The 20,709-nt window shown below is 44.2% G+C and carries 20 protein-coding genes and 1 pseudogene; 13 read left to right on the top strand and 8 right to left on the bottom strand.

All coding sequences use genetic code 11. From position 1 onward, the window contains the following. Nucleotides 1–49: 49 nt before the first annotated feature. Nucleotides 50–1,603: a glutamate synthase-related protein gene (locus tag EJ063_RS03260; RefSeq protein ID WP_126572569.1), complete on the top strand. Its 1,554-nt coding sequence runs from the start codon at nt 50–52 to the stop codon at nt 1,601–1,603. A gap of 172 nt (nt 1,604–1,775) precedes the next feature. Then, the gene (locus tag EJ063_RS03255) at nt 1,776–1,961 is read left to right on the top strand and encodes a hypothetical protein (RefSeq protein WP_126572568.1); all 186 of its coding nucleotides are present in this window, start codon (nt 1,776–1,778) and stop codon (nt 1,959–1,961) included. A 162-nt stretch (nt 1,962–2,123) separates the two neighbouring features. On the opposite strand, the gene EJ063_RS03250 is transcribed toward EJ063_RS03255, so the two are convergent. After that, nucleotides 2,124–4,823, bottom strand: coding sequence for a hypothetical protein (locus tag EJ063_RS03250; protein WP_126572567.1), 2,700 nt, complete (start codon nt 4,821–4,823; stop codon nt 2,124–2,126). A 236-nt stretch (nt 4,824–5,059) separates the two neighbouring features. Here EJ063_RS03250 and EJ063_RS03245 point away from each other — a divergent pair, with 236 nt between their 5' ends. From EJ063_RS03245 to EJ063_RS03235, 3 genes are all read left to right on the top strand, one after another. Then, on the top strand, nt 5,060–6,250 hold the full coding sequence (locus EJ063_RS03245; RefSeq protein ID WP_126572566.1) for an MFS transporter: 1,191 nt from the start codon (nt 5,060–5,062) through the stop codon (nt 6,248–6,250). Next, nucleotides 6,225–7,181 carry an HTH-type transcriptional regulator YidZ gene (gene yidZ, locus EJ063_RS03240; RefSeq protein WP_126572565.1) on the top strand — a complete coding sequence of 319 codons (957 nt, stop codon included), beginning with the start codon at nt 6,225–6,227 and terminating at the stop codon, nt 7,179–7,181. The genes EJ063_RS03245 and yidZ overlap by 26 nt, the downstream gene beginning before the upstream one ends. 116 nt (nt 7,182–7,297) lie before the next feature. Next, nucleotides 7,298–8,518 (top strand): peptidoglycan DD-metalloendopeptidase family protein, encoded by a 1,221-nt coding sequence (locus EJ063_RS03235; protein ID WP_126572564.1) that lies wholly within the window; start codon nt 7,298–7,300, stop codon nt 8,516–8,518. Nucleotides 8,519–8,585: 67 nt separating this feature from the next. Here the strand turns inward: EJ063_RS03235 and EJ063_RS03230 are convergent, their stop codons facing one another. Further along, the gene (locus EJ063_RS03230) at nt 8,586–9,317 is read right to left on the bottom strand and encodes a substrate-binding periplasmic protein (protein WP_126572563.1); all 732 of its coding nucleotides are present in this window, start codon (nt 9,315–9,317) and stop codon (nt 8,586–8,588) included. A gap of 123 nt (nt 9,318–9,440) precedes the next feature. Then, nucleotides 9,441–10,070 carry an HD domain-containing protein gene (locus EJ063_RS03225; RefSeq protein WP_208640351.1) on the bottom strand — a complete coding sequence of 210 codons (630 nt, stop codon included), beginning with the start codon at nt 10,068–10,070 and terminating at the stop codon, nt 9,441–9,443. A gap of 187 nt (nt 10,071–10,257) precedes the next feature. Between EJ063_RS03225 and EJ063_RS03220 the strand changes: the two genes are divergently transcribed. The 3 genes from EJ063_RS03220 (at nt 10,258) to trmY (ending at nt 11,995) form a co-directional block, all read left to right on the top strand. Beyond that, complete coding sequence (locus EJ063_RS03220) at nt 10,258–10,479, top strand: DUF6500 family protein (RefSeq protein WP_126572561.1); 222 nt, start codon at nt 10,258–10,260, stop codon at nt 10,477–10,479. An 88-nt stretch (nt 10,480–10,567) separates the two neighbouring features. Next, nucleotides 10,568–11,302: an RNA methyltransferase gene (locus EJ063_RS03215; protein ID WP_126572560.1), complete on the top strand. Its 735-nt coding sequence runs from the start codon at nt 10,568–10,570 to the stop codon at nt 11,300–11,302. 90 nt (nt 11,303–11,392) lie between these two features. Next, nucleotides 11,393–11,995: a tRNA (pseudouridine(54)-N(1))-methyltransferase TrmY gene (trmY, locus tag EJ063_RS03210; RefSeq protein WP_126572559.1), complete on the top strand. Its 603-nt coding sequence runs from the start codon at nt 11,393–11,395 to the stop codon at nt 11,993–11,995. A 427-nt stretch (nt 11,996–12,422) separates the two neighbouring features. On the opposite strand, the gene EJ063_RS20970 is transcribed toward trmY, so the two are convergent. Both EJ063_RS20970 and EJ063_RS03205 read right to left on the bottom strand, forming a co-directional pair. Further along, a complete protein-coding gene (locus EJ063_RS20970; protein ID WP_167469860.1) occupies nt 12,423–12,578 on the bottom strand; it encodes a hypothetical protein in 156 nt (51 codons plus the stop codon). Nucleotides 12,579–12,785: 207 nt separating this feature from the next. Continuing rightward, nucleotides 12,786–12,995, bottom strand: coding sequence for a cold-shock protein (locus EJ063_RS03205; protein ID WP_126572558.1), 210 nt, complete (start codon nt 12,993–12,995; stop codon nt 12,786–12,788). A 423-nt stretch (nt 12,996–13,418) separates the two neighbouring features. Between EJ063_RS03205 and EJ063_RS03200 the strand changes: the two are divergent. After that, nucleotides 13,419–13,514 (top strand): annotated as a pseudogene (locus EJ063_RS03200) (RNA methyltransferase); the annotation flags it as partial. Nucleotides 13,515–13,630: 116 nt separating this feature from the next. Here the strand turns inward: EJ063_RS03200 and EJ063_RS03195 are convergent. Then, the gene (locus EJ063_RS03195; RefSeq protein ID WP_126572557.1) at nt 13,631–14,551 is read right to left on the bottom strand and encodes an NADP-dependent oxidoreductase; all 921 of its coding nucleotides are present in this window, start codon (nt 14,549–14,551) and stop codon (nt 13,631–13,633) included. A gap of 114 nt (nt 14,552–14,665) precedes the next feature. On the opposite strand from EJ063_RS03195, the gene EJ063_RS03190 reads away from it, so the two are divergent. After that, complete coding sequence (locus EJ063_RS03190; RefSeq protein WP_126572556.1) at nt 14,666–15,559, top strand: LysR family transcriptional regulator; 894 nt, start codon at nt 14,666–14,668, stop codon at nt 15,557–15,559. Nucleotides 15,560–15,795: 236 nt separating this feature from the next. Here EJ063_RS03190 and EJ063_RS03185 read toward each other — a convergent pair whose 3' ends face one another. Then, nucleotides 15,796–16,659 (bottom strand): LysR family transcriptional regulator, encoded by an 864-nt coding sequence (locus tag EJ063_RS03185; protein ID WP_126572555.1) that lies wholly within the window; start codon nt 16,657–16,659, stop codon nt 15,796–15,798. A gap of 165 nt (nt 16,660–16,824) precedes the next feature. Here EJ063_RS03185 and EJ063_RS03180 point away from each other — a divergent pair, with 165 nt between their 5' ends. Continuing rightward, nucleotides 16,825–17,196 (top strand): Cif family virulence factor, encoded by a 372-nt coding sequence (locus EJ063_RS03180; protein WP_126572554.1) that lies wholly within the window; start codon nt 16,825–16,827, stop codon nt 17,194–17,196. Nucleotides 17,197–17,281: 85 nt separating this feature from the next. Here the strand turns inward: EJ063_RS03180 and fdxA are convergent, their stop codons facing one another. Continuing rightward, nucleotides 17,282–17,605, bottom strand: coding sequence for a ferredoxin FdxA (gene fdxA, locus EJ063_RS03175; RefSeq protein WP_126572553.1), 324 nt, complete (start codon nt 17,603–17,605; stop codon nt 17,282–17,284). 222 nt (nt 17,606–17,827) lie between these two features. Between fdxA and EJ063_RS03170 the strand changes: the two genes are divergently transcribed. Continuing rightward, entirely contained in the window at nt 17,828–19,444 is a 1,617-nt protein-coding gene (locus EJ063_RS03170) for an NAD(P)/FAD-dependent oxidoreductase (RefSeq protein ID WP_126572552.1), read from the top strand. A gap of 148 nt (nt 19,445–19,592) precedes the next feature. Beyond that, on the top strand, nt 19,593–20,387 hold the full coding sequence (locus EJ063_RS03165) for an MBL fold metallo-hydrolase (protein WP_126572551.1): 795 nt from the start codon (nt 19,593–19,595) through the stop codon (nt 20,385–20,387). The last annotated feature ends 322 nt before the right edge of the window (nt 20,388–20,709 follow it).

Below are 20,709 nucleotides of genomic sequence, written 5' to 3'. Positions count from 1 at the left end.
GCCTTTACTTTATCCCATAACTACAAACCCAATAATAATGGATAACGTGATGAGCAAACCTGTCGTAGCAGCAAACAAACCAATCAAAGTCGAACTCACTGCCGGAGAAGAAAATTACTTCTGTACTTGTGGCCGTTCTAGCAATCAACCTTACTGTGATGGCTCTCATGCGGGGACAGGTTTTAAACCCAAAGCCTTCACTGCAGAAGAAAGTGGCGATGCCTATCTATGCCGCTGTAAACATACTCAGAATCCACCATTTTGTGATGGTGCCCATAAGCAGTTTACTGATGCTGATGTGGGTAAAGAGGGGCCAGGGGTTCAAATCCAAACCATTGATGTTGCTCCGGCGGCTAATGCAACCAAAGAAGAACCAACGGTGGAGTTTATTCATCAGTTAGCCCGAGAAGGTCTATCTAAAATGGGCCATCATGGGCCAATGACGTCTATGGGCGTACCAAGGCATTTGCTGCCGCACTGGGATGATATTCAAGTCATGGTGGCGCAAATGGCGACCAAGCCACTGATGGAAGACGTGCCCGTTTCAACTGAACTGATTATTGGACCACAAGCGAAAAAGCCACTTAAACTCAATATCCCGTTGTTTGTCTCTGACATGAGTTTTGGTGCTCTGTCCGAAGAAGCGAAGGTCTCTTTAGCCAAAGGGGCAGAACTGGCTGGGACAGGTATTTGCTCTGGAGAAGGGGGCATGCTGCCTGAAGAGCAAGCGGCAAATTCACGCTATTTCTATGAGCTCGCCAGTGCAGGGTTTGGCTTTGATGAGTCCAAACTTAAAAATGTTCAGGCGTTTCATTTTAAAGGTGGGCAAGGCGCCAAAACCGGTACTGGTGGCCACCTGCCAGGTGCTAAAAACATTGGTAAGATTGCCGAGGTGCGAGGCATTGAAGCGGGTACATCAGCTATTTCTCCGCCGACATTTAAAGACTTACATACCGTTGAAGATTTTAAGAATTTCGCCGATCGGGTTCGAGAGGTTACTGGCGGTATTCCGATTGGTTTTAAGCTCAGTGCCAATCATATTGAAGAAGATATCCAATTTGCGCTGGATGCCAGTGCCGATTACATCATTCTTGATGGTCGAGGCGGCGGCACGGGCGCAGCGCCAGAAATGTTTCGTGACCACATCAGCGTGCCAACCATTCCAGCGCTCGCAAGAGCAAGAGCTTACTTGGATAAGGTAGGAGCCAGTGGCCGAGTCACACTCATCATCACCGGCGGGCTTCGAGTCCCAATGGATTTTGTCAAAGCCATGGCGTTGGGCGCTGATGGCGTGGCGATTTCCAATAGTGCGATGCAGTCGATTGGCTGCGTGGCGGCAAGAATGTGTAACACTAATAATTGCCCAGCTGGGATCGCGACACAAAAAGCAGACTTAAGACAGAGGCTCAATGTTGATAAAGCCTCGACGCAACTAAAGAACTTCTTCGAAGCGTCCACTGAGTTAATGAGCGTGATGGCAAGAGCCTGTGGCCACAACGATTTAAGTCTGTTTAACCCGCATGACCTTGCTACTTGGAACCGTGAAATGGCGCACTTATCAGGGGTTCGCTATGCAGGGGTGTCAGATATAAATCAGCCCTAAAAGAATCAGAGTTGGGTTGGAGTTTTTATTGCTGAATTGACCATCGGTAAGCTATTGAGCCAAAAAGGATATCGTAAAAACTCTGCCTATCTGGGGCTGGTGTTACTAATAAAACTGTAAATTACCTACTAGAATTAACGGGTGCTTGGTACGTTTTTGGTCGGAGGTAAGCATGAATTTTTTTGTTCAATTTGATGAAGAAGGTATGTACCAGAATAACCCGTGGGATATACCGGTTCCTTACACAAAAGGTGAGGTTCGTGCGCTGAATCCTTTGTTAGCTATGATACTTATTGAAAGAAACCAAGCCCATCTCTATGACGACAATAGTGAGCGAAGAGTGAACCTAGAAAGGTAGGTTTGTTGGCGCTAGGTCTTGCTTTCACTCTTTGTGGCAATGTTTCGGATTGAGTCACGATTCTGTCCAGCTGTGTATAAGACAAGTTAGATAAAGGGTCCAGATATGAAGACGCCACTTTTGTGTGAAAGAGTGGCGTGTAGTTTAGTATGTAATGTGTTGTTAATGTTTCAAAGTGTTAGTGTTCGTCATAAAGAAGCCTATTTTTATATAGTCTTCTTCTGCGCCTTCTATATTGGTGTCTGTAGCCATGTACATTCCAAACTCATAGACAGGGAACTCTTCGCTGATTTCAAATCCGTTGACTCGACCATAATAGCCTTGAGAGCCACTCCATGAACGGCTGGTTAACGTTTCTAAGCCTTTTGTATATGATTTGCTGTTGCTGAAACCAAAGTTTCTGTAATTCAGCCCTACCTCTGCTGTCTGGGAGAGGGATTCCCCACTCCCCTGACCTTCTTCTAAATAAGTGGTTACAGTCATACCCACTTCCAAGTATTGGTCAGGTGTTGGAGGCGGAGAATGATACGTGCTTTCTTGTGCATCTGGATATCTCTCATAAACATCGTTTATTCCTGGATACTCTAGAGGTATACCTTTGGGCGCAAATAGATGGTCATAAGAAAACAGCTTTCCTCCCGTTTCATCATTTACTTGATTATATGTTGAAAGGTTTACATAAGAGCTCAATGGCGTTCTAGGGAACATATATCTCGTTGCAGTGCCTATAGCATCCGCCAACTCATTTGGCGCTGAAAGTATTTTGTACTCGTAGCTGTCATATGGAGTTACTTCAAAGTGGAGAAAAGCGTCTCCGGTTGTATTGCCTGCTGTATTCGAGGTGGTTTTCGTCACGGAGAGTTGCTGACTAAAAATCTCACTAACAGTGGAGCTTATTGCATAGCTAAATACTGGGGTCGTTATTCCAGAACTTGTCCCCGCAGAAGATGTTGAAGTCAGGCTATATGACTCGCCCGTTTCAGTGGAATGATAAAATTCTTGATTAGGTTTCATAGACTCGAACAAGTTCGCATAATATGGAACAGGATCCATTGCTTCAATTAGTATAGGCGCTGACACTTTGACCTCGTGTCCGCCTACATACTTAGCATTAATTGATACTTGGTTCGGATCAACCGTATTTAAGCTTGGGTAAGCCGAGTGATAATTGGTTGCGATCTCTACTCTAGAGGTAGGGAAAAATGTAGGTTGTGAAATGTACGCTCTGTTCAAGCCTGATTTATATCCGTAAAAGCCGCCGTTTATATCGACAACATCCTCAAAGGTACTATTGTCCACATCGATCAATTGTACTGTTCGAAGTGAGTATTTATCGTTGTCCCGATTGATTCTTGCCAGTATCAGCTCTTCACCTTCAGATCGGACTAGTTGCGATTCTGATGGCGATGCAGCTAATAAATTGTTTTTAGTTTGGTATTCGCTAAAATCTTCTGCAAAGTTACCAACTCGCCACTCGAGTGTTACATTTGACGCCTCACCTAAGTCCCATCGCCCGACTTTGGATAATTTATTGGCTCTTGATGGATCAAAGACAAAAATCTTACTAGCGTAGGCAATGTAATCTTGTCCTATGCCAAGTAGATCAGCAGCAGCAATGGATGTTTGCGCATAGAAGCTTTCCTCTTTCCACTTACTTTCACTCCAATCAAAGGCAGCGAAAGGCTCTGAAGAGTATGTCGTACTATCTATTTCATTGATATTAATGACATGAGTACCAAGTGTACGTTTAACGTCCACATGAACCCCACCTAAGATTAACTGATCACGATTTTGTCCGTTGATCTTTGCACTGGCTATTGCTTGAGGGCAGAAATATTCAGATAACTCGGTATATGGATTATTGATGAGAGTGTTGTAACCCTCCGTACCGAGTTTAACGATGTGAACTTCGCGCTCGAAGCAATGGTATTCTTTAGCGGGATCCTCTGGAATCCAAGGGTAGGCATATGTACGTTTGAGGAATATTAACTGTTCGCCTGGCTCCGTTCTAAATTCGCCTTTTGCAAGGGATATACTACCGTATTCTTCCTTTGAAAACTCTGGACGGAGTGCATAGGACGCAAGCAGTGTACCACTTGAAGAATCAGTTAGGTTTTCGAGAGTAAACACGTATACCCTGCCGTTATAAGAAGCAGCAAGTAGTTCAGAGTAGCCATCCCCATCAATGTCTAAGAAAGTGGAATCAAGTCTATGTGTCTGCTTAAGCTTTTCGTCACTTGGAATAGGGAAATTACTGCCTGTATCGGTATGTAGTGTGTTGGAAACTTTACCTTGGGGTGTATCAAATGTTAGATGAAGTTTAGCAATGCCACCTGATCTTACTAGCTCTAAGGCCGCACTACCACTCGCAAATAATTTTGACTCTTGTCCATAAAGAAAGGTTGCTCTGTGAATATTTGATCTCAGAATTTCTCCGCCTACAACACTTTTCCCAAAGCTATGGGACTGCTCGGCTGATAAGTCATTTTGATTATCAATGTAACTCGTACTCTCTAAGGGGAGCTGGTTTTCGCTTAGTCCGTATGGGTCTGTTTGGTAAAACAAATAGTCTTGGTTTTCTTCGCTTTTAGGGAAATTTGTAAAGCCTAACTGATCCTGAACGACAGGGGTAATAAATGTTTCCTGTGGCTTATAGTTTGAATTTGGCAAACCATTTACAGGATCAAACGGTCTTTTATCTACTGAATAAATATTGAATCCGAGCTGATGAAGTGCCTCTGTGTACTCATCATTGTCAATGGGTACTTCCGCAAGGCTTGTACTGGCATACGTTGAAAAACTGGATGCAGTAAGTGCGACGCTAATTACTGAAAGTGGAAATAGAAACCTACGTATAATCATTTATGGTACTCCGTTTTGAAACGACTGTTTGGATAATATGCATTAACGTTCACTGTGTAAAATATTATTAATCTAGTTGCATTTCTGTCAGTAAGAAAATGTACCAGAAAGCTAGGTTCGTTTGCTTAAGTGCCACTATGTCGTAATTGGAAATACCTGTTGTCATAATGGCAACAGGTCAAATCTAGGTCGTTGACATATTATCTTCGCAAACGATAACAGTGTGCGAGGACAACATGTCACGATTTCTTTTATGCAGCTTTGCCTTTGTGCTGCTCTACCCAACAGCGATAGATCTTTATTTGGTCGCGTTGCCTCAGATCGCCAAAGATTTAGCGGCCAGTGAGTCACAGCTTCATATCGCATTTTCAATTTATCTAGCGGGCATGGCGACTACCATGGTGTTTGTTGGCCGAATCGCTGATCGTCTGGGTCGAAAGCCCGTTGCCATTGCTGGTGCGGTTATCTTTTCTATTGCGTCGATGTTGGCAGGGTCTGCCGAAACCAGTGACAGCTTCTTGGTGATGCGATTTTTCCAAGGAGTCGGGGCGTCATGTTGTTACGTAGTGGCCTTTGCCATATTGCGTGACACTTTAGATGACCAAAAGCGAGCCAAAGTCTTGTCGATGTTGAACGGCATTACCTGCATGATCCCTGTGTTGGCGCCGGTGATTGGGCATCTGATCATGCTTAAGTTCCCTTGGCCGGTGCTGTTCACTGCAATGGCCGCAATGGGACTGGCGGTAGGATTTATTGCTACGGTTATTTTGAAAGAAACTTTACCGACTCAAAACAATGATCAGGAAATTCATCAAGCGCATGCCCAAGAATCACTATTCAATCGTTTCTTTATTTCACGAGTGTTGTTTACCTCACTGGGTGTGACCGCGATTCTTTCTTATGTAAACACGTCACCCATGATTGTGATGGGTACACTGAATTACTCTCGTGGTGAATATTCTACAGCGATGGCTCTACTTGCCATGGTGGGTATGTCGACCTCGTTCTCGGCACCAATTTTATTGCGCTACTTTAAACAAAATACTCTGATGATGGCTTCGCAGATCATTACGCTAATGTCGGCTATCGCTATTCTCGCGGCTCACTTGAATGGCGATAGCTCGACTCTCTATATGATTGGTTTTGTTCTGGTCAGTATGGGCTTTTCAATGGGTTTCGGTGTGGCGATGAGTCAGGCATTAAGTTTGTTCTCACGCAAAGCAGGGCTAGCAAGCTCAATGTTGGGGATCGCACAGGTGTCATGCTCGGCGTTCTATATCTGGCTGATGGCACTACTCGGTTTCTCAGCGGTGATGATGCTGTTTATTGCACTGGCTATGGGTAGCGTTATCGGGCTCTCTCTAATAGTATTAGTGCCAAATCAGCACATTAGTGAATGCCATGAAGAAATCTCTTGCCCGTCTTGACCTCAATTTGTTGTTCACTCTGCAATTGCTGCTGCAAGAGCAGAGTGTCACCAAAGCTGCGAAGAAGCTCAATGTGACGCCATCGACCGTGAGTAAATCGTTGGCAAAGCTTCGAGACTGGTTTGACGACCCTCTGTTTGTGAACACGCCGCAGGGGTTAAAGCCAACGACACTGGCAACCAGTATGGAAGAGAGTTTGTCGGATTGGACTCAAATTGGTACTCAGCTTATTTCTCGCCGTGGTGACGAAGCACCAACTGGGGTTCGTTTTAACCTTGGGGTTGAGTCGCCGCTGTCGTTGATTATGGTTGATGAGCTGACTCAACGCATTCACAATACTTACCCTGACTCGAAAGTGAAATTCTATAACTGGGACTATGATTCGATTGATGCCATCACTCGTGGCGAAGTTGACATTGGTTTCACTGGACGAGAAAGTCACCCACGCTCAAAAGAGTCTTTAGATCTCCTGCCTTATTTCATTAACTTTGAGGTGTTGTTCTCTGACTTACCGCTCGTCTACCTGCGCAAGGATCATCCTGCCCTTGAGCAAGAGTGGAATTTAGACACCTTCCTTAGTTATTCCCACATCAACGTGATTTGGGAGAAAAGCGAAGAGTGGGCGCTTGATGATATTCTGATTGAACAAGGTCTGACTCGCGATGTAAGGCTCACTATGGCAACCTTCGAACAAGCCTTGTTTGTTGCGGAGAAGCCCGGTCATGAGATGCTGACGACGGCCCCTAAATATTGTCAAAGCTATTGCCAACAGCTTCACCCAGACCTTGTTGCATTGCCGATTCCGATTGGTGAAGAGCATCAGCATAAATTGGTGATCCCATTCACCATGATTTGGCATAAACGCAACAATCAGAACCCTAAGATCACCTGGCTAAGAGAGACGCTTAAGAGCCTGTACGGTGAACAATAACTGGCTTAGTCCGGCAAAGACGTCAGTGCCTTTAAGTCAATTTTCAGCTAAATAGTACAAATTGCCATTTATGTTATGTTATAACGTATCGGTTGTTTATAAGTTTAGCTGATTTGATGAAATATTTTAGAATAGTATTATCTGCCATTGCAGGGGTTGCGCTTTCTGCTGCGTTCTTCCTACCAACCTCCGATGAGCAGACTCCACCACCAAAAATTGTCGTCACGCCTGCCCCTGAAGCGCCGCTGAAAGACTCTGTCATACGCGTGCACTATTTCGTCAAAGTTGGCGATACGCTAAGTGATATCTTTTCTTCATGGAACATACCCTACACTACGCTGCATAAGGTGCTTGCTGCAGATCTAGAACACTTGCAGCTTGATACGATTAAGCCTGGTGATCAGCTTGAGTTCATCGTGGATAGCCACACTCGTCAGCTACGCTCATTGACTTACCATATCAGTTTGGTTGAGCAAGCTACCTATCGTAGAACGGATGACGGGGAGTTTGTTTATGATTTTCAAGAACTGCCGGGTGAGTGGCGTGAAGAATTGTACAGTGGGACGATCAATGGCAGTTTTTCACTTTCTGCTCACAAGATGGGCCTGTCATCAAGGCAGATTGCTGAAATCACACGGGTGTTGAAGGATAAGATTAATTTCTCTCGTACGCTTCGAGCCGGTGACCAGTTCGATGTAATGATCAATAAGCAGTACCTTGGTGACCACCCAACAGGAAACAGTGAGATTCAAGCGATTTCATTTAAGCTTGCGAAAGGTGATGTCTCTGCGTTTTTAGCCAATGACGGACGTTTCTATGACCGAGAGGGTAACAGCTTAGAGCGCGCCTTTAACCGTTATCCGATAGATGTTCAATACCGCCGGATTACCTCACCGTTTAACCCAAAACGTAAGCACCCAGTGACAGGGCGAATTTCGCCACATAACGGTACGGACTTCGCCACGCCTGTAGGTGCACCCATTTATTCAACCGGTGATGGCAAAGTTGTCGCGGTGAGAGACCACCCCTATGCTGGTAAATATGTCGTTATTGAGCACAACAGTGTCTATACCACGCGTTATTTGCATCTGAGTAAGTCTCTGGTGAAGCGAGGCCAGCAGGTTAAACGTGGACAGAAAATAGCACTGTCAGGTGCAACCGGGCGCTTAACTGGGCCACACCTGCACTTTGAAGTGCGAGTCAGGAACAGAGCTGTCGATCCAATGAAGGCCAATCTGCCGTTGGCAACATCAATATCGAAGAAAGACAAACCCGCATTTATCGCCCGTATTGCCGAGTTTGAGGCTAAGGTGAATAGCGATATTTCTCAAGGCTAAAAAAATGGTGAGGTGTAATAACCTCGCCATTTTTAGAATCACTTGGCTTTATTGCTATTGGTGTTTTTTATTGGTATTGCTCAATTAACTCGGCTATCCGACCGGACTGTTGAAGTGCTTTAAGGCCGGCGTTAAAAGCAGAGAGTATCTCTTCCCGTTTAGGGTGCTCTCGGCTGATCGCAATATGTAATGGGTTTACCGCTAAAGGTTGGGCAACAAGCTCAAAATCATTGATGTCCATCTGATTGGTTTTGACATACCAACGGAAAAAGATTTTATCAGCGATCAAAGCATCGATTCTATTGGCTTTCAGCTTTCGGACGTTGGTGGCTAAACTGTCAGACTCCATTCGGTCGAAGTTTTCAGCTTGTAAGAAAGTGTCGTCGTACGCATACCCCCTCAACACTCCAATTCTCTTATCAGTCAGGCTAGGCAGCCCCGAATAGTCGAAGCGATTGCCTTTTAAGGTAACGAAAACCAATGAGTTGGTCAGGTAAGGATCGCTGAAGGAAAGAAAAACTAATCGCTCGCTGCTTTTCCAGACGGTGAGGGCAATATCAAAACGTTGCGTCATGACTTCGCGAAGTGCTCGACTCCACGGTTTGATTGTATTCTTGATTTGATAACCTTGGTCTGCGAAGGCTTCTGAAATGATGTCGTGAGCAAGCCCATTTTTGCTGTCAGAATCGATGATGTAGGGCGGCCATTCATCTTGTATCGTCCAGACGACATTCACTGGCATTTGAGCATGGGCAGGCAAAACTAATAAGGTGAATAAAATAAGAGCTCGGGTAAACATACATTGCTCCTCGCTGAGTCATTTAAATAAGTGTAGTCACTTGTGACGAGTAGCTTGGGAACATTTATTTACTCAGCTGTGAGCATGTGTGGAGCTATGGTTAATGGTTAGGATATCAGCGAATTAGTCTATCTCTTGCTTCAACTGTTGAAGAAATGCCTCCATATAGGCCGTTCTTTTGCGTGCTTCTTTCTTTGCAGATTCAGTATTCATCATTGTTTCGAGCTTAAACAGCTTGTTGTAGAAGTGGTCGACGGTGTAGTTCTTATCATCCAGCTCTCGGTCGGTACAAAACGGGTCATCAACTTGATAAAGGCTAGCACCAAACCCAGCGCTAACTTGCAAGCAACGTGCAATGCCGATAGCCCCAAGCGCATCTAATCTATCGGCGTCTTGGATAATCTTCGCTTCGAGCGTGGTTGGCGTTATGTTGGCACTGTAGCTATGGGCGCATATTGCGTGGTGAATATCGTCAATGTACTCGCTTGGGTAACCAATGCTTTGCAAAAATGCAGTGGCTTTGTCTGCCGCAATGGTGGAGCTTTTCGCTCTGTCTGGGTGATTCTTGGCAAAGGTAAAGCAGTCATGTAAGTAAGCGGCAGGCAGTACAACGGCTAGGCGAGCGTTTTCTTGCTGGCATAACTCACGTGCCGTATTTACTACTCTCTTTACGTGGCTAAGGTCGTGGGCAGGGTCTTGCACCATCTCTTGGCTGATAAACTCAAACAGTCGTGGTTCAAAGCGCTGAATCATATCCAACTATTCGCTCCTAAAATTGCTAGATAGGCATACTAGCATGCATGGCTTAGTCAATGGGATAGTGCCGTATCGCATTGTTTTCATTGTGTCTCAATGTTAGCAATCTAAGTAATTCACGGTTGTGAGCTTTCGTTAACTTCAGTAGGGTAAGCCTCTAAATTTATGAACGGAAAGGGATACAATGCGCCGCTCACTACAAGAAAAAGTTATTTCAGTATGCCAAAAGAAGATTGCTCAAAAGGGTGAGGGAGTGGGCGTTTCTTTCTATGCATTTTTTGCCAACAAGAATGATGATCCAGAATTATTAATGGAAGCCGCTACGTGGTGGATTCAGACTCATAAGCTTGATCATTTCGAGAAAGCGACAAAAATCATTGAACTGGTGCAATCAGAATCTGAGTAATCTTGTCTAGCCTCTTTAGCTCACCAAGGCTTTACTCTATAATTGCCGCGCTTTTATTTGGGTTAAGCCCTCTTACCTTGGACAGATTATGATTTCAAAAAACCAACTTAAATTACTTCGAGCTCTTGGCCAAAAGAAACAGCGTAAAGCGCATGGTTTGTTTTTGGTGCAAGGAGAAAAGAACGTACTTGAGTTGGCGAATAGCGCTCTGACGGTTAAGCAGATCTTTGCAACGGCTGATTTTCTGGCTGAGAATCGCAGCGAACTGAGCGGTTTTGAGTGCATCGAGGCTTCGCTTGATGACCTAACCAAAGCGAGCACGCTAGTTAGCAATAATGCCACGATTGCTGTGGTTGAAATTCCAAGTGTAGAAACACCAAAAGCACAAGGCTTGATGATTGCATTAGATGGTGTGTCTGACCCAGGCAACTTAGGTACGATTATTCGAGTTGCTGATTGGTACGGCATCAAACACATTGTGGCAAGCACTGACTGTGCTGACCCATACAACCCGAAAACCATCAGTGCGACGATGGGCAGTTTTGGTCGTGTGACGGTAAGTCAGCTTGACCTGCCAAGCTACCTAGAGCAATCAAACCTTCCTGTTTACGGTGCGTTCTTAGAAGGTGAAAGCGTACATAAAACGGAATTTGCTGCCGAGGGTATTTTACTGATGGGTAGTGAGTCTCACGGCATTCGTGAACATGCAGCGAAGTTCGTGACTGATAAAATCACGATTCCAGCTTTCGGTGGCGCAGAGTCACTGAACGTGGCAATGGCGACAGGTATCATCTTAGATAACTTGCGCCGTCAGCACAGTTAAGAATAAATTTAGAACATCTTTAAGCTTTCGACTCTTTGTAAGTGGATGAGTCGGGGCACCCTTTGTTACTTTTTAAATGAATGGTTATTTATGAATAAAGCCTTTGTCATCCGTGCTCGCGCTGCATCCACTGATCATAACACTTTCGTCGCTGGCGTCGGTGGTGACGCTCATTCCGAAATTCTTGCTCACGTCTTGATGAACGCGATCTTTACCGCGCAATCTCATCGCGATGATGTAACGGTCTATCTAGTTATTGAAAGTACTGCAGATTTCTCACGTACCCTACGTTTTGATTCTAGCCAACTTCGTAATATTGGTGGCTTTCATGAGTCGGCTCTGATCGCTTTGATTGCCAAAGGGTTACAACACTCGGTTGGCATGAAGAAAGAAGAGCAGCGCGATGTGTCTGAAGGGTTAAGTGTTGAAACAGTGAGTTTTGAAAAATTGGTTCAGCGCTTGGCAGAAGATTACACGCTCTACTTACTTGATAAGAAAGGGACGGATATTCGTGACGAACCGTTCAGCGGCCCGGCTTGTTTTATCCTAACTGACCACATTCCTATGCCTAAAAAGAGTTGGAACAGTCTCAAGCGTTTAGGTACGCAGAAGGTGAGTCTTGGCCCTCAAATGCTGTTTGCATCTCAATGTATCGTACTTATCCATAATGAGTTTGATCGACGCGGATTCTGAGCGATTTAGTTAATCAAACCAAACGTGATAGTAAAGCGCAGTGATGGCCAATCACTGCGTTTTTTTATTTTGAGCAGATGGAGTTTTTTATTGAGTTGGTTCCACAACTGATAGACTTTACCGGTCGACAAACTGCAGCGATACCTTAACCAGTCAAAAGTAACGCGAGCTCTCTGTCATTCCATAGACTGACGAAGGAAGGAGTAGGGAATCTCTCTAAGTTTTTCGAGTTGCCTTTAAAACGCAGGGCTCTTTCATTGCGTGAGGTGATTCTGAATTGTTTGTGCCCAAAGTTTGCTAGGGTATTAAAAAGAGGTCGATGACCCAGCTCCTTACAAACTATATATTCAATTTGACAAAAAATATTTTCTAGTACTTGATTCACACTTTTTTAACTTGAACCAGATCTTCTTTCTTACATTGTTTTTCAAAATAACTCCTCCAAAACAACACCAGCTTGGCCATTGGCAACTCTTTGGAGAAGACTATTCACCTTCACTCTTTCAGTGATTGAAGTTTGTTTATTTTGAATAGTTTTACTTTTATTAAATCTATTCTCGTTATTAACTATTTGATTAGACATATTATGCCCCTTATAAAAATTAGAATTAAGGTGCACTGAACATAGGTATTATTTTTAGGATAGAGAATTAAGGGAGGTTACAGAGAGAAACTTGCTAGGGATGACGCTGAAAAACTTTCTTTATATTTTATCTTGAAACAACTATTTGTCAGAGCAACTGCCTTACCACACGAATAATGATAAGGAAGTTAAAATTCAACTGTAAGACTAAAGTGCCGTTACATTTTCAGCTTGAAGGCCTTTTGGTCCTTTACCTATGGTAAAGGAAACCTTTTCTCCTTCAACAAGCTTCTTAAACCCATCACCTAAAATGCTTCGGAAATGAACAAATAAATCATCGCCATTTTCTTGAGAAATGAAACCGAAACCTTTAGTTTCGTTAAACCACTTTACTGTACCAATTGCTTGATTAGACATATTATGCCCCTTATGAAATTAAAATTAAGGTGCACTGAACATAGGTATTATTTTGGAGATAGGGAATTAAGGGAGATACAGAGAGAAACTTGCTAAGGATGACACTGGAAAACTTACTTTATATTTTTATCTTTAAACAACTCTTTGTCAGAGCGATAGCAACTATACAGGTTTGAATAATTAAAGATAGGTTTATTTTCATTTATTTTTCTAATGATGAATGGCGTAGATCCTGTATACGCGATGTGAGTTGGTTTGTACCTATTAAGGTTCTGTCCAAATAAAATTCAGCAGTAGGCTTCAAGAGATCCCCAACTCACTCGTTCCTCGTTCTTGAGGATGACGGTATCAAAAGGGCTGACGTATTACGCCATCCCTTCAAAATTTTGTGCTTTTGATATTTTTCTAATATGCCAACTTATCAGGTACACCATTCCAGCTTTCGGTGGCACAGAGTCATTGAACGTAGCAATGGCGACAGGCATTATTCTGGATAACCTACGCGGTCAGCACAGCTAAAGACCAACCTCAGAACACAATGAAGCGCAGTGATGGCCAATCACTGCGCTTTTTCTTTTGTGCTTCCATACATAAGAGAAATGAGGTAATCGTCTAAGGATTATGTGGCATAAGAATTAGAAAGTGGCGACCAGTTTCCCTCGCACTCGGCCTTGTTTACTCTCATCGTAAGCTTCAGCAATGTCCTCGAAATGATATTGACCACTGATAGTCACTTTAAGCTGATCTTCATCAATTAAGTCGGTAATGTGACGCAAATGCTCTGCATTGTATTGAACGAAAACAAACTCTGTTTCGATGCCTTTTCTCTCTGCGGCTTGTATGATTTCCGGCGGAATCCACGAAATACTCACCAGTTTTCCCTTTGGTTTTAGCACTTCAATCGCTTCGAGCTGAAACTCCCCTGATTGAGACTCAAGAACCAAATCAACGGGGTTGTCTTTTAGGACATCGACAATGTTGCTTGTCCTGTAATCAATCACTTCATCTGCACCGAGATCAAGTACGTAATCTCTATTTTTTTCCGAGGTGGTGGCAATTACATAAGCCCCCATGATTTTGGCCAATTGAATCGCGATTGAACCAACCCCACCGGCGCCCGCTTGAATTAGAACACGCTGATGGCGACGAATGTTTCCTGCTGTGAATAAGGCTTGCCAGCTCGTTAAGCTAACCATAGGGACAGAGGCCGCTTTTACAATATCTAAGGTTTTCGGCGCAAGTGAAAGCAGTGAACGCTTGATGGTGCAGTATTCCGATAGCGCACCCTCTTGGCCGATGGCTTTCATGCCGTAAACTTTATCTCCTGCAAGGTAGCCTTTGCCTGCATGAACCACTTCACCTGCTACATCCCAGCCAAGGGTGAGAGGTAAAGGTTGATTAATCAACTGGTCAAGTTGCCCTGACGCAATCTTCCAATCGACAGGGTTGATGCCGACCGCCGCAACTTTAATCAGAATCTCATCGTGCTCTGGTTCTGGAACGGCGATATCTCGAATTTCTACTCGTCCTGTTTCATTAAGTTGAACAGCTTTCATGATGTCTCTCCATTTACGAATCGAGAGTCATGGTATTTATTCCTATTCGGTTGATAAACATACCTTGTTGGTTAACAGTTTTTCCATATTGGAACAAATAAAGCGACGGCAAGCATGGATAAGCTCAACGCAATGCGGATATTCATTCGGGTGACCGAAACGGGAAATTTTTCAAAAACAGCCGATGAGCTAAACACCACACCTTCTTATGTGAGCAAGCAGATTTCGGCACTGGAGAAATCCCTCGGTACTCGTTTATTGCAAAGAACCACGCGTGTTCTGACGTTGACAGAGTCGGGCCAATCATTTCTTAAACATTGCCGAAAAATAGTCACTCAATTGTCGATCGCAGAAAGTGAAATCGCCGAGCTGAGAGGAACACCTTCAGGGTTACTGCGAGTGAGTATGCCGAGTGTTTTGGGCGATCGAGACAGCGCTAATCTATGTGCAGGTTTTTTAAAACAGTATCCTGAGATTGAGCTCGATATTTCGGTTGAAGATCGCTTTGTTGATATGGTCGAAGAAGGCTTCGATGTTTGTATTCGGGCCAGTGCAGAATTTCCGGACTCTACGCTCATCTATAAACGAATAGGTGATTTGGGGATTCACTTGATGGCTTCTCCGGAGTATTTAGCTGAGTATGGCCACCCCAAAACAGCGGCTGAGCTGACTAATCATCAGTTAATTTCTCATCGTAATGCACGAACAAGTACCTTCACATTTGAAAAGCAAGGTAGGGCTGAGCAGGTGACGTTTAATCGTAGGGTTAAAGTGAATAGCACGGCGATCGTTCGTCATATTGTCGAGCAAGGAACGGGAATGGGCTTTCTGCCTAAGCCTTCGCAAACAGGAATGCTTGAGAAAAATAGGTTGGTGTCGTTATTGCCAAATTATCAAGAGGGTAAGATTACCATCAGTCTTGTGTACCCAGAGCGAACTTATACACCCCTAAAAGTATATAAGTTTATCGAGTTCTTTGAGCAGTGGTTTAAGCGCTACAACTATTGAGTTTAGGTGATTAGTCAATCGGTAGCGGCCACTTCTTTTCGCATGACCATAATAGCTGTGATGACTGACCAGAGCGAACTTTCGATTGACCCTTGTTCGGAATTTTCTGCCGGCGTAGGCATAGAGCTGTGGGTAATTGGAGGCAAATTATTAGTCATAAGTTATTCGCTACTCTACAAAGGGCATAGGTGTGTCTCTTTAAGACCTTCAACTCGTTCAAGTCTTCAGTGTTAGCTTTACACCGTCATTTCCCTTAGCTTTTCCTCAATGGCATTAATCGCCAATTGCACCGATTTTGGCGTTGGGCCGGTGTAAGGGTGCAACGCATAAGCGCTATTTTTCTCAAGCTCATATTGTGGTTGATAGCGTTCAATATTGGGGTTCTTCATCGCAATAAACTCTGGAATTAACCCTATTCCTAACCCTTGCTCCACCATTAAAGCGACTTGGTTAATGCTGTTCGCTTGATGATGGGCAGTAAACTCCCAAGTGAGCCTTTCCTTAGTAACACAGTGAGTGACCGTGTGTTTAATGATATTTCCTTGCCACTGATTGGCGATATAACGGTTCTCTGCGGGTGTTGTTTGAGTCGAGCTCGCTTGGCACAGCCAGTCTTTGAACTCGCCAATTTTTTTCTGTTTGTAGTTACTGTCTGGTGAGCTCCCGACTCGAATTGCCAAATCAATATCATTTTGCATCAGCGCCAGTTTATGGTCATCGGCGATGAGTTTGAGTGAGACTTTTGGGAACGGCTGAAATGCTTTTGATAGTGCGGGAATGAGTAAATGTTCCATCAGTGCATTGGGGGCGGTGATGGCGAGAGTCCCAGATGGTTCAGACGAAAAGCGTCGGATGTCGTCCCATGCTAAAGAGACAATATCGTTCATGGAGACGCAGTGCGCATAGAACTTTTCCCCCGCAGGAGTAAGCGACTGTTGCCTAGTTGTTCGTTTGAGCAATACCAGTTCTAGACTGCTTTCTAGTTGCTTGAGATGAGTGCTTAAAACCGACTTAGACAGTTCCAGTTTTTCTGCGGCCTTGGTGATAGAGCCTGCCTCTACGATCGTTTTAAAGATCAGCATCTGTTTATGTTTATTCATATTGTTCGTTTTTCTGGAACTATGTTTTCTAATTATATTGTTTTTCAGGTTAATTAATGAGCCTATATTGAGTTCATTCGAAAGACGACCCAAAGGTTTCTGACTTATCACACACAAGTGAAACCGTGGATTGGGTATGACCAGACAGCAGAGAAGGTAAGGAAAATGAACGATTCAGTATTAGTCGCATGCCAAGCGGGCATTGAAGCTTGGAAAGTCGCGTTTAACAGCCAAAATGCAAAAGGTTGTGCAGAGCAATACGCCGAAGGCACAACCATGGTGGCGAAACCATTTGGTACGTTTGAAGGCCGCGAACAAATCCAAGCGTTTTGGCAGAACATTATGGACCAAGGTTTTTATGAGGTTGCTTACCAAGAAACAACTTGGGAGAAAGTAGACGAGAAAAGCTACATTTTGGCGTCGAAATGGACGATGAACAAAGCGTTCGGTATGGTTCATAAAGAAGTTTGGACGATGCAAGACGATGGCAAAGCACGCCTAACTTACGATGAATTTGAAGTGTTGGGCGAAAGGTAGTCTTTAGGTACCGCAAGAACGAAAAGAGGGCTGACAATCACTGTCAGCTCTCTTTGTGTATCTAGTTTGTGCAGAAATGTGCTAATTACTTTTCTAACATGCCCAATTTATCAGGCACGCCATTCCACTTCTCTGCTTCATCCATTGCTGGCTTCACTTCAGTTTGTACTGGCCATAGCTCGGCAAGTTCTGCGTTCAAAGAAATGTAGACCGTTTGATCGTCTGGCACTTCGTCTTCTTGGAAGATCGCGTGGGCATCACATTCATCAACACACAGACCACAATCAATACATTCGATTGGGTTGATGACCATAAAGTTTGGACCTTCATGAAACGCATCTGCCGGGCATACAGCGACACAGTCAGTGTATTTACATTGGATACAGTTATCAGTTACGACAAACGCCATGATGAATGCTCTTAAGTTTAAGGCCAGTTGACCGAGTGAATTTGAAGATAGGGGATAATACTCATCCCAAGCTAAAATTCAATATGCTAAATCGGGAATGTTATTTCCTAACTATGATTTAGTATGACAGACAAACCAATTTCTCGTAAAATGCGCGCCATTGTGAGCTGACCGTTCGTCAAACGGTTTTGGCTAAGACACCTATCGATACGAGACATCAACATGATACGTTTAAATGAAATCAAGCTTCCTCTTGATCATGAGGAAGAGGCGCTGACTGCTGCCATCACCAAGAAACTTGGCATCTCTGAAGACCAAGTCATCTCTTACAATGTATTTAGACGTGGCTACGATGCTCGTAAAAAAGCCAACATCCTACTTATCTACACGCTTGATGTGATTGTCGAGAATGAAGCTGCGCTTTTAGAGCAATTCGTTAGCGACCCGCATGTAAAAGAAACTCCTGATATGGAGTACAAGTTCGTTGCGAAAGCGCCAGAGAATATTACTGAGCGTCCAGTGGTTATTGGCTTTGGTCCATGTGGTCTATTTGCCGCGCTGATCCTTGCTCAAGCGGGCTTTAAACCAATCGTGGTTGAGCGTGGTAAAGAAGTGCGTGAACGTACTAAAGATACGTTTGGCTTCTGGCGTAAGCGTACACTGAACACAGAATCAAACGTACAGTTTGGTGAAGGTGGTGCAGGTACATTCTCTGACGGTAAGCTATACAGCCAAATTAAAGATCCAAACTTCTACGGCCGTAAGGTGACGACTGAGTTCGTTGCAGCAGGCGCACCAGAAGAGATCATGTACGTAAGTAAGCCGCACATCGGTACTTTCAAACTGGTTACGATGATCGAGAAAATGCGTGCGAAAATCATCGAACTGGGTGGTGAAATCCGCTTTAGCACTCGTGTTGACGATATCCACATGGATGGCGACCAAATCACAGGTCTAACGCTATCAAATGGCGAAGAGATTAAATCTCGCTATGTTGTTCTCGCTGTTGGTCACAGTGCACGTGATACGTTTGAAATGCTGCACGAACGTGGCGTTTACATGGAAGCAAAACCATTCTCGGTTGGTTTCCGTATCGAACACAAGCAGTCAATGATCGACGAAGCCCGCTTTGGTAAAAACGCAGGAAACCCAATTCTTGGCGCGGCAGACTACAAATTGGTTCACCACTGTAAAAATGGCCGCACTGTATACAGCTTCTGTATGTGTCCTGGTGGTACTGTTGTTGCGGCAACGTCTGAAGAAGGCCGTGTAGTAACGAACGGTATGAGCCAATACTCTCGTTCAGAGCGTAACGCAAACAGCGCTATCGTTGTCGGCATCGACCCAGAGCGTGATTACCCAGGTGACCCATTAGCAGGTATCCGTTTCCAGCGTGAGCTTGAGTCAGGTGCTTATGTTCTTGGTGGTGAAAACTACGATGCGCCAGCGCAGAAGATTGGTGACTTCTTAAAAGGTTGCGATCCTAGTGAGATTGGTGATGTTCAGCCGTCGTTTACTCCTGGTATTCACCTCACCGATATTTCGAAAGCGCTACCGGATTTTGCAATCGAAGCGATTCGTGAAGCGATTCCAGCGTTCGATAAGAAGATCAAAGGCTTTGCATCGGATGATGGTCTACTGACAGGCGTAGAGACTCGTACATCGTCTCCGGTATGTATCAAGCGTGGTAAAGACTTCCAGAGCATTAACCTAAAAGGCTTCTTCCCAGCGGGTGAGGGCGCAGGTTACGCAGGCGGTATCTTGTCGGCGGGTATTGACGGTATCAAGGTGGCAGAAGCGTTATCGAAAGCGATGGTTGAAGACGCAGAAAATGCTTAACCGCTAACATCATGATTTGAAAGGCTCCGCTGCTTGGCATCGGGGCCTTTTTTATTTTCTACCCTTCAAAGAGGAGCCGAGCGACTACACTGAATATTGTTGAGTGCTTTGTAAATAGTAAAAGGAAACGTCTTCCTGAGGGGGCAAAATGGCATCTCAGAATATTCAACACTTCTTCCATCCTATCTCTGGGACAATTAGCTACGTGGTGGCTGATGATGATACTAAGGAAGCGATCATTATCGACCCAGTCGCCGATTACGACCCTGAATCCGACAAGATCAGTTATGAGTCGGCTCAAGATCTCATTGCTCACGTTGAAGCAAAGTCGCTTCATATTGTGGCTATCCTAGAGACTCACATTCACGCCGATCACTTATCGGGCTCTTTTTACCTCAGTAAGTATTTTAATGCCCCTATCTCGGTATCTGAGGGGGTGAAAGAGGTCTACGCGCAATGGAAAGGCGATCTGTGCCTAAGTGAGCTTTACCACTTTGAACACTTCTTGTTAGAGAGCGATGAAATGGACTTTGGGAACTCCCATTTGGAAGTGATGAGCACCCCAGGTCATACCCCTTCAGACCTCACTTTTAAGATTGGTGATGCGCTGTTTGTCGGCGATTCGCTGTTTTATCACGGTACTGGGCGGGCGGATTTTCCCGGTGGTAGTGCAGAAAAAATGTTTGAATCGATCCGTAAACTGTATGAGCTAAAAGATAATACTGAGGTCTATCTGTGCCATAACTATCCCGACAAAGTGGAAAACCTCCATTATAAAACCACCATTGGTGATGAAAAACACGACAATACCATGCTGGATGAGCAGACAACACGTGCGCAGTTTGTCGAAATTAGAGAGGGGAGAGACGGCCAATTACCGCCTCCGAAACTGCTTCAACCTGCCTTAGAGTTTAATCTAACGGCGTCTCATTCTTCTCATTAAACATCGCTGAAACACTCCTGTCGCCCTGATTTACTATTGCTAAGCAGGGCGATTTTTCGATCCTGACTGATCGCAGCTTGTTATGTCGACAGTTGTGTATTGAGGTGTGTTGTCGGCTGATTTTTTAGCTGGTGGAATGTTTCAAACTTAAAAATGTTTCGCCTACTAAATATTTATTTACAGATGATTTTTTGGTGTCGTCAAGGAAGGGTTACTTGGTGAGGGTTTAGCTTGATTATGTTGTGGCGATTTTCATTAAGCATTTGATTTTAATGTTTAATTTTTGTTTTTGTGAGGTTTTTCTTGGTTATGTTTGTTTGGT

The sequence above is a fragment of the Vibrio aquaticus genome (genome assembly GCF_003970385.1).
GTDB lineage: Bacteria > Pseudomonadota > Gammaproteobacteria > Enterobacterales > Vibrionaceae > Vibrio > Vibrio aquaticus.
The sequence above is the reverse complement of the archived record's forward strand: the minus strand, read 5'-3'. Positions and strand labels throughout refer to the sequence as shown.

Excerpts from the sequence above, each read along its gene's own strand:
- EJ063_RS03260 (WP_126572569.1), top strand. The coding sequence starts at position 50 with ATGAGCAAACCTGTCGTAGCAGCAAACAAACCAATCAAAGTCGAACTC.
- EJ063_RS03255 (WP_126572568.1), top strand. The coding sequence starts at position 1,776 with ATGAATTTTTTTGTTCAATTTGATGAAGAAGGTATGTACCAGAATAAC.
- EJ063_RS03250 (WP_126572567.1), bottom strand. The coding sequence starts at position 4,823 with ATGATTATACGTAGGTTTCTATTTCCACTTTCAGTAATTAGCGTCGCA.
- EJ063_RS03245 (WP_126572566.1), top strand. The coding sequence starts at position 5,060 with ATGTCACGATTTCTTTTATGCAGCTTTGCCTTTGTGCTGCTCTACCCA.
- yidZ (WP_126572565.1), top strand. The coding sequence starts at position 6,225 with ATGAAGAAATCTCTTGCCCGTCTTGACCTCAATTTGTTGTTCACTCTG.
- EJ063_RS03235 (WP_126572564.1), top strand. The coding sequence starts at position 7,298 with ATGAAATATTTTAGAATAGTATTATCTGCCATTGCAGGGGTTGCGCTT.
- EJ063_RS03230 (WP_126572563.1), bottom strand. The coding sequence starts at position 9,317 with ATGTTTACCCGAGCTCTTATTTTATTCACCTTATTAGTTTTGCCTGCC.
- EJ063_RS03225 (WP_208640351.1), bottom strand. The coding sequence starts at position 10,070 with ATGATTCAGCGCTTTGAACCACGACTGTTTGAGTTTATCAGCCAAGAG.
- EJ063_RS03220 (WP_126572561.1), top strand. The coding sequence starts at position 10,258 with ATGCGCCGCTCACTACAAGAAAAAGTTATTTCAGTATGCCAAAAGAAG.
- EJ063_RS03215 (WP_126572560.1), top strand. The coding sequence starts at position 10,568 with ATGATTTCAAAAAACCAACTTAAATTACTTCGAGCTCTTGGCCAAAAG.
- trmY (WP_126572559.1), top strand. The coding sequence starts at position 11,393 with ATGAATAAAGCCTTTGTCATCCGTGCTCGCGCTGCATCCACTGATCAT.
- EJ063_RS20970 (WP_167469860.1), bottom strand. The coding sequence starts at position 12,578 with ATGTCTAATCAAATAGTTAATAACGAGAATAGATTTAATAAAAGTAAA.
- EJ063_RS03205 (WP_126572558.1), bottom strand. The coding sequence starts at position 12,995 with ATGTCTAATCAAGCAATTGGTACAGTAAAGTGGTTTAACGAAACTAAA.
- EJ063_RS03195 (WP_126572557.1), bottom strand. The coding sequence starts at position 14,551 with ATGAAAGCTGTTCAACTTAATGAAACAGGACGAGTAGAAATTCGAGAT.
- EJ063_RS03190 (WP_126572556.1), top strand. The coding sequence starts at position 14,666 with ATGGATAAGCTCAACGCAATGCGGATATTCATTCGGGTGACCGAAACG.
- EJ063_RS03185 (WP_126572555.1), bottom strand. The coding sequence starts at position 16,659 with ATGAATAAACATAAACAGATGCTGATCTTTAAAACGATCGTAGAGGCA.
- EJ063_RS03180 (WP_126572554.1), top strand. The coding sequence starts at position 16,825 with ATGAACGATTCAGTATTAGTCGCATGCCAAGCGGGCATTGAAGCTTGG.
- fdxA (WP_126572553.1), bottom strand. The coding sequence starts at position 17,605 with ATGGCGTTTGTCGTAACTGATAACTGTATCCAATGTAAATACACTGAC.
- EJ063_RS03170 (WP_126572552.1), top strand. The coding sequence starts at position 17,828 with ATGATACGTTTAAATGAAATCAAGCTTCCTCTTGATCATGAGGAAGAG.
- EJ063_RS03165 (WP_126572551.1), top strand. The coding sequence starts at position 19,593 with ATGGCATCTCAGAATATTCAACACTTCTTCCATCCTATCTCTGGGACA.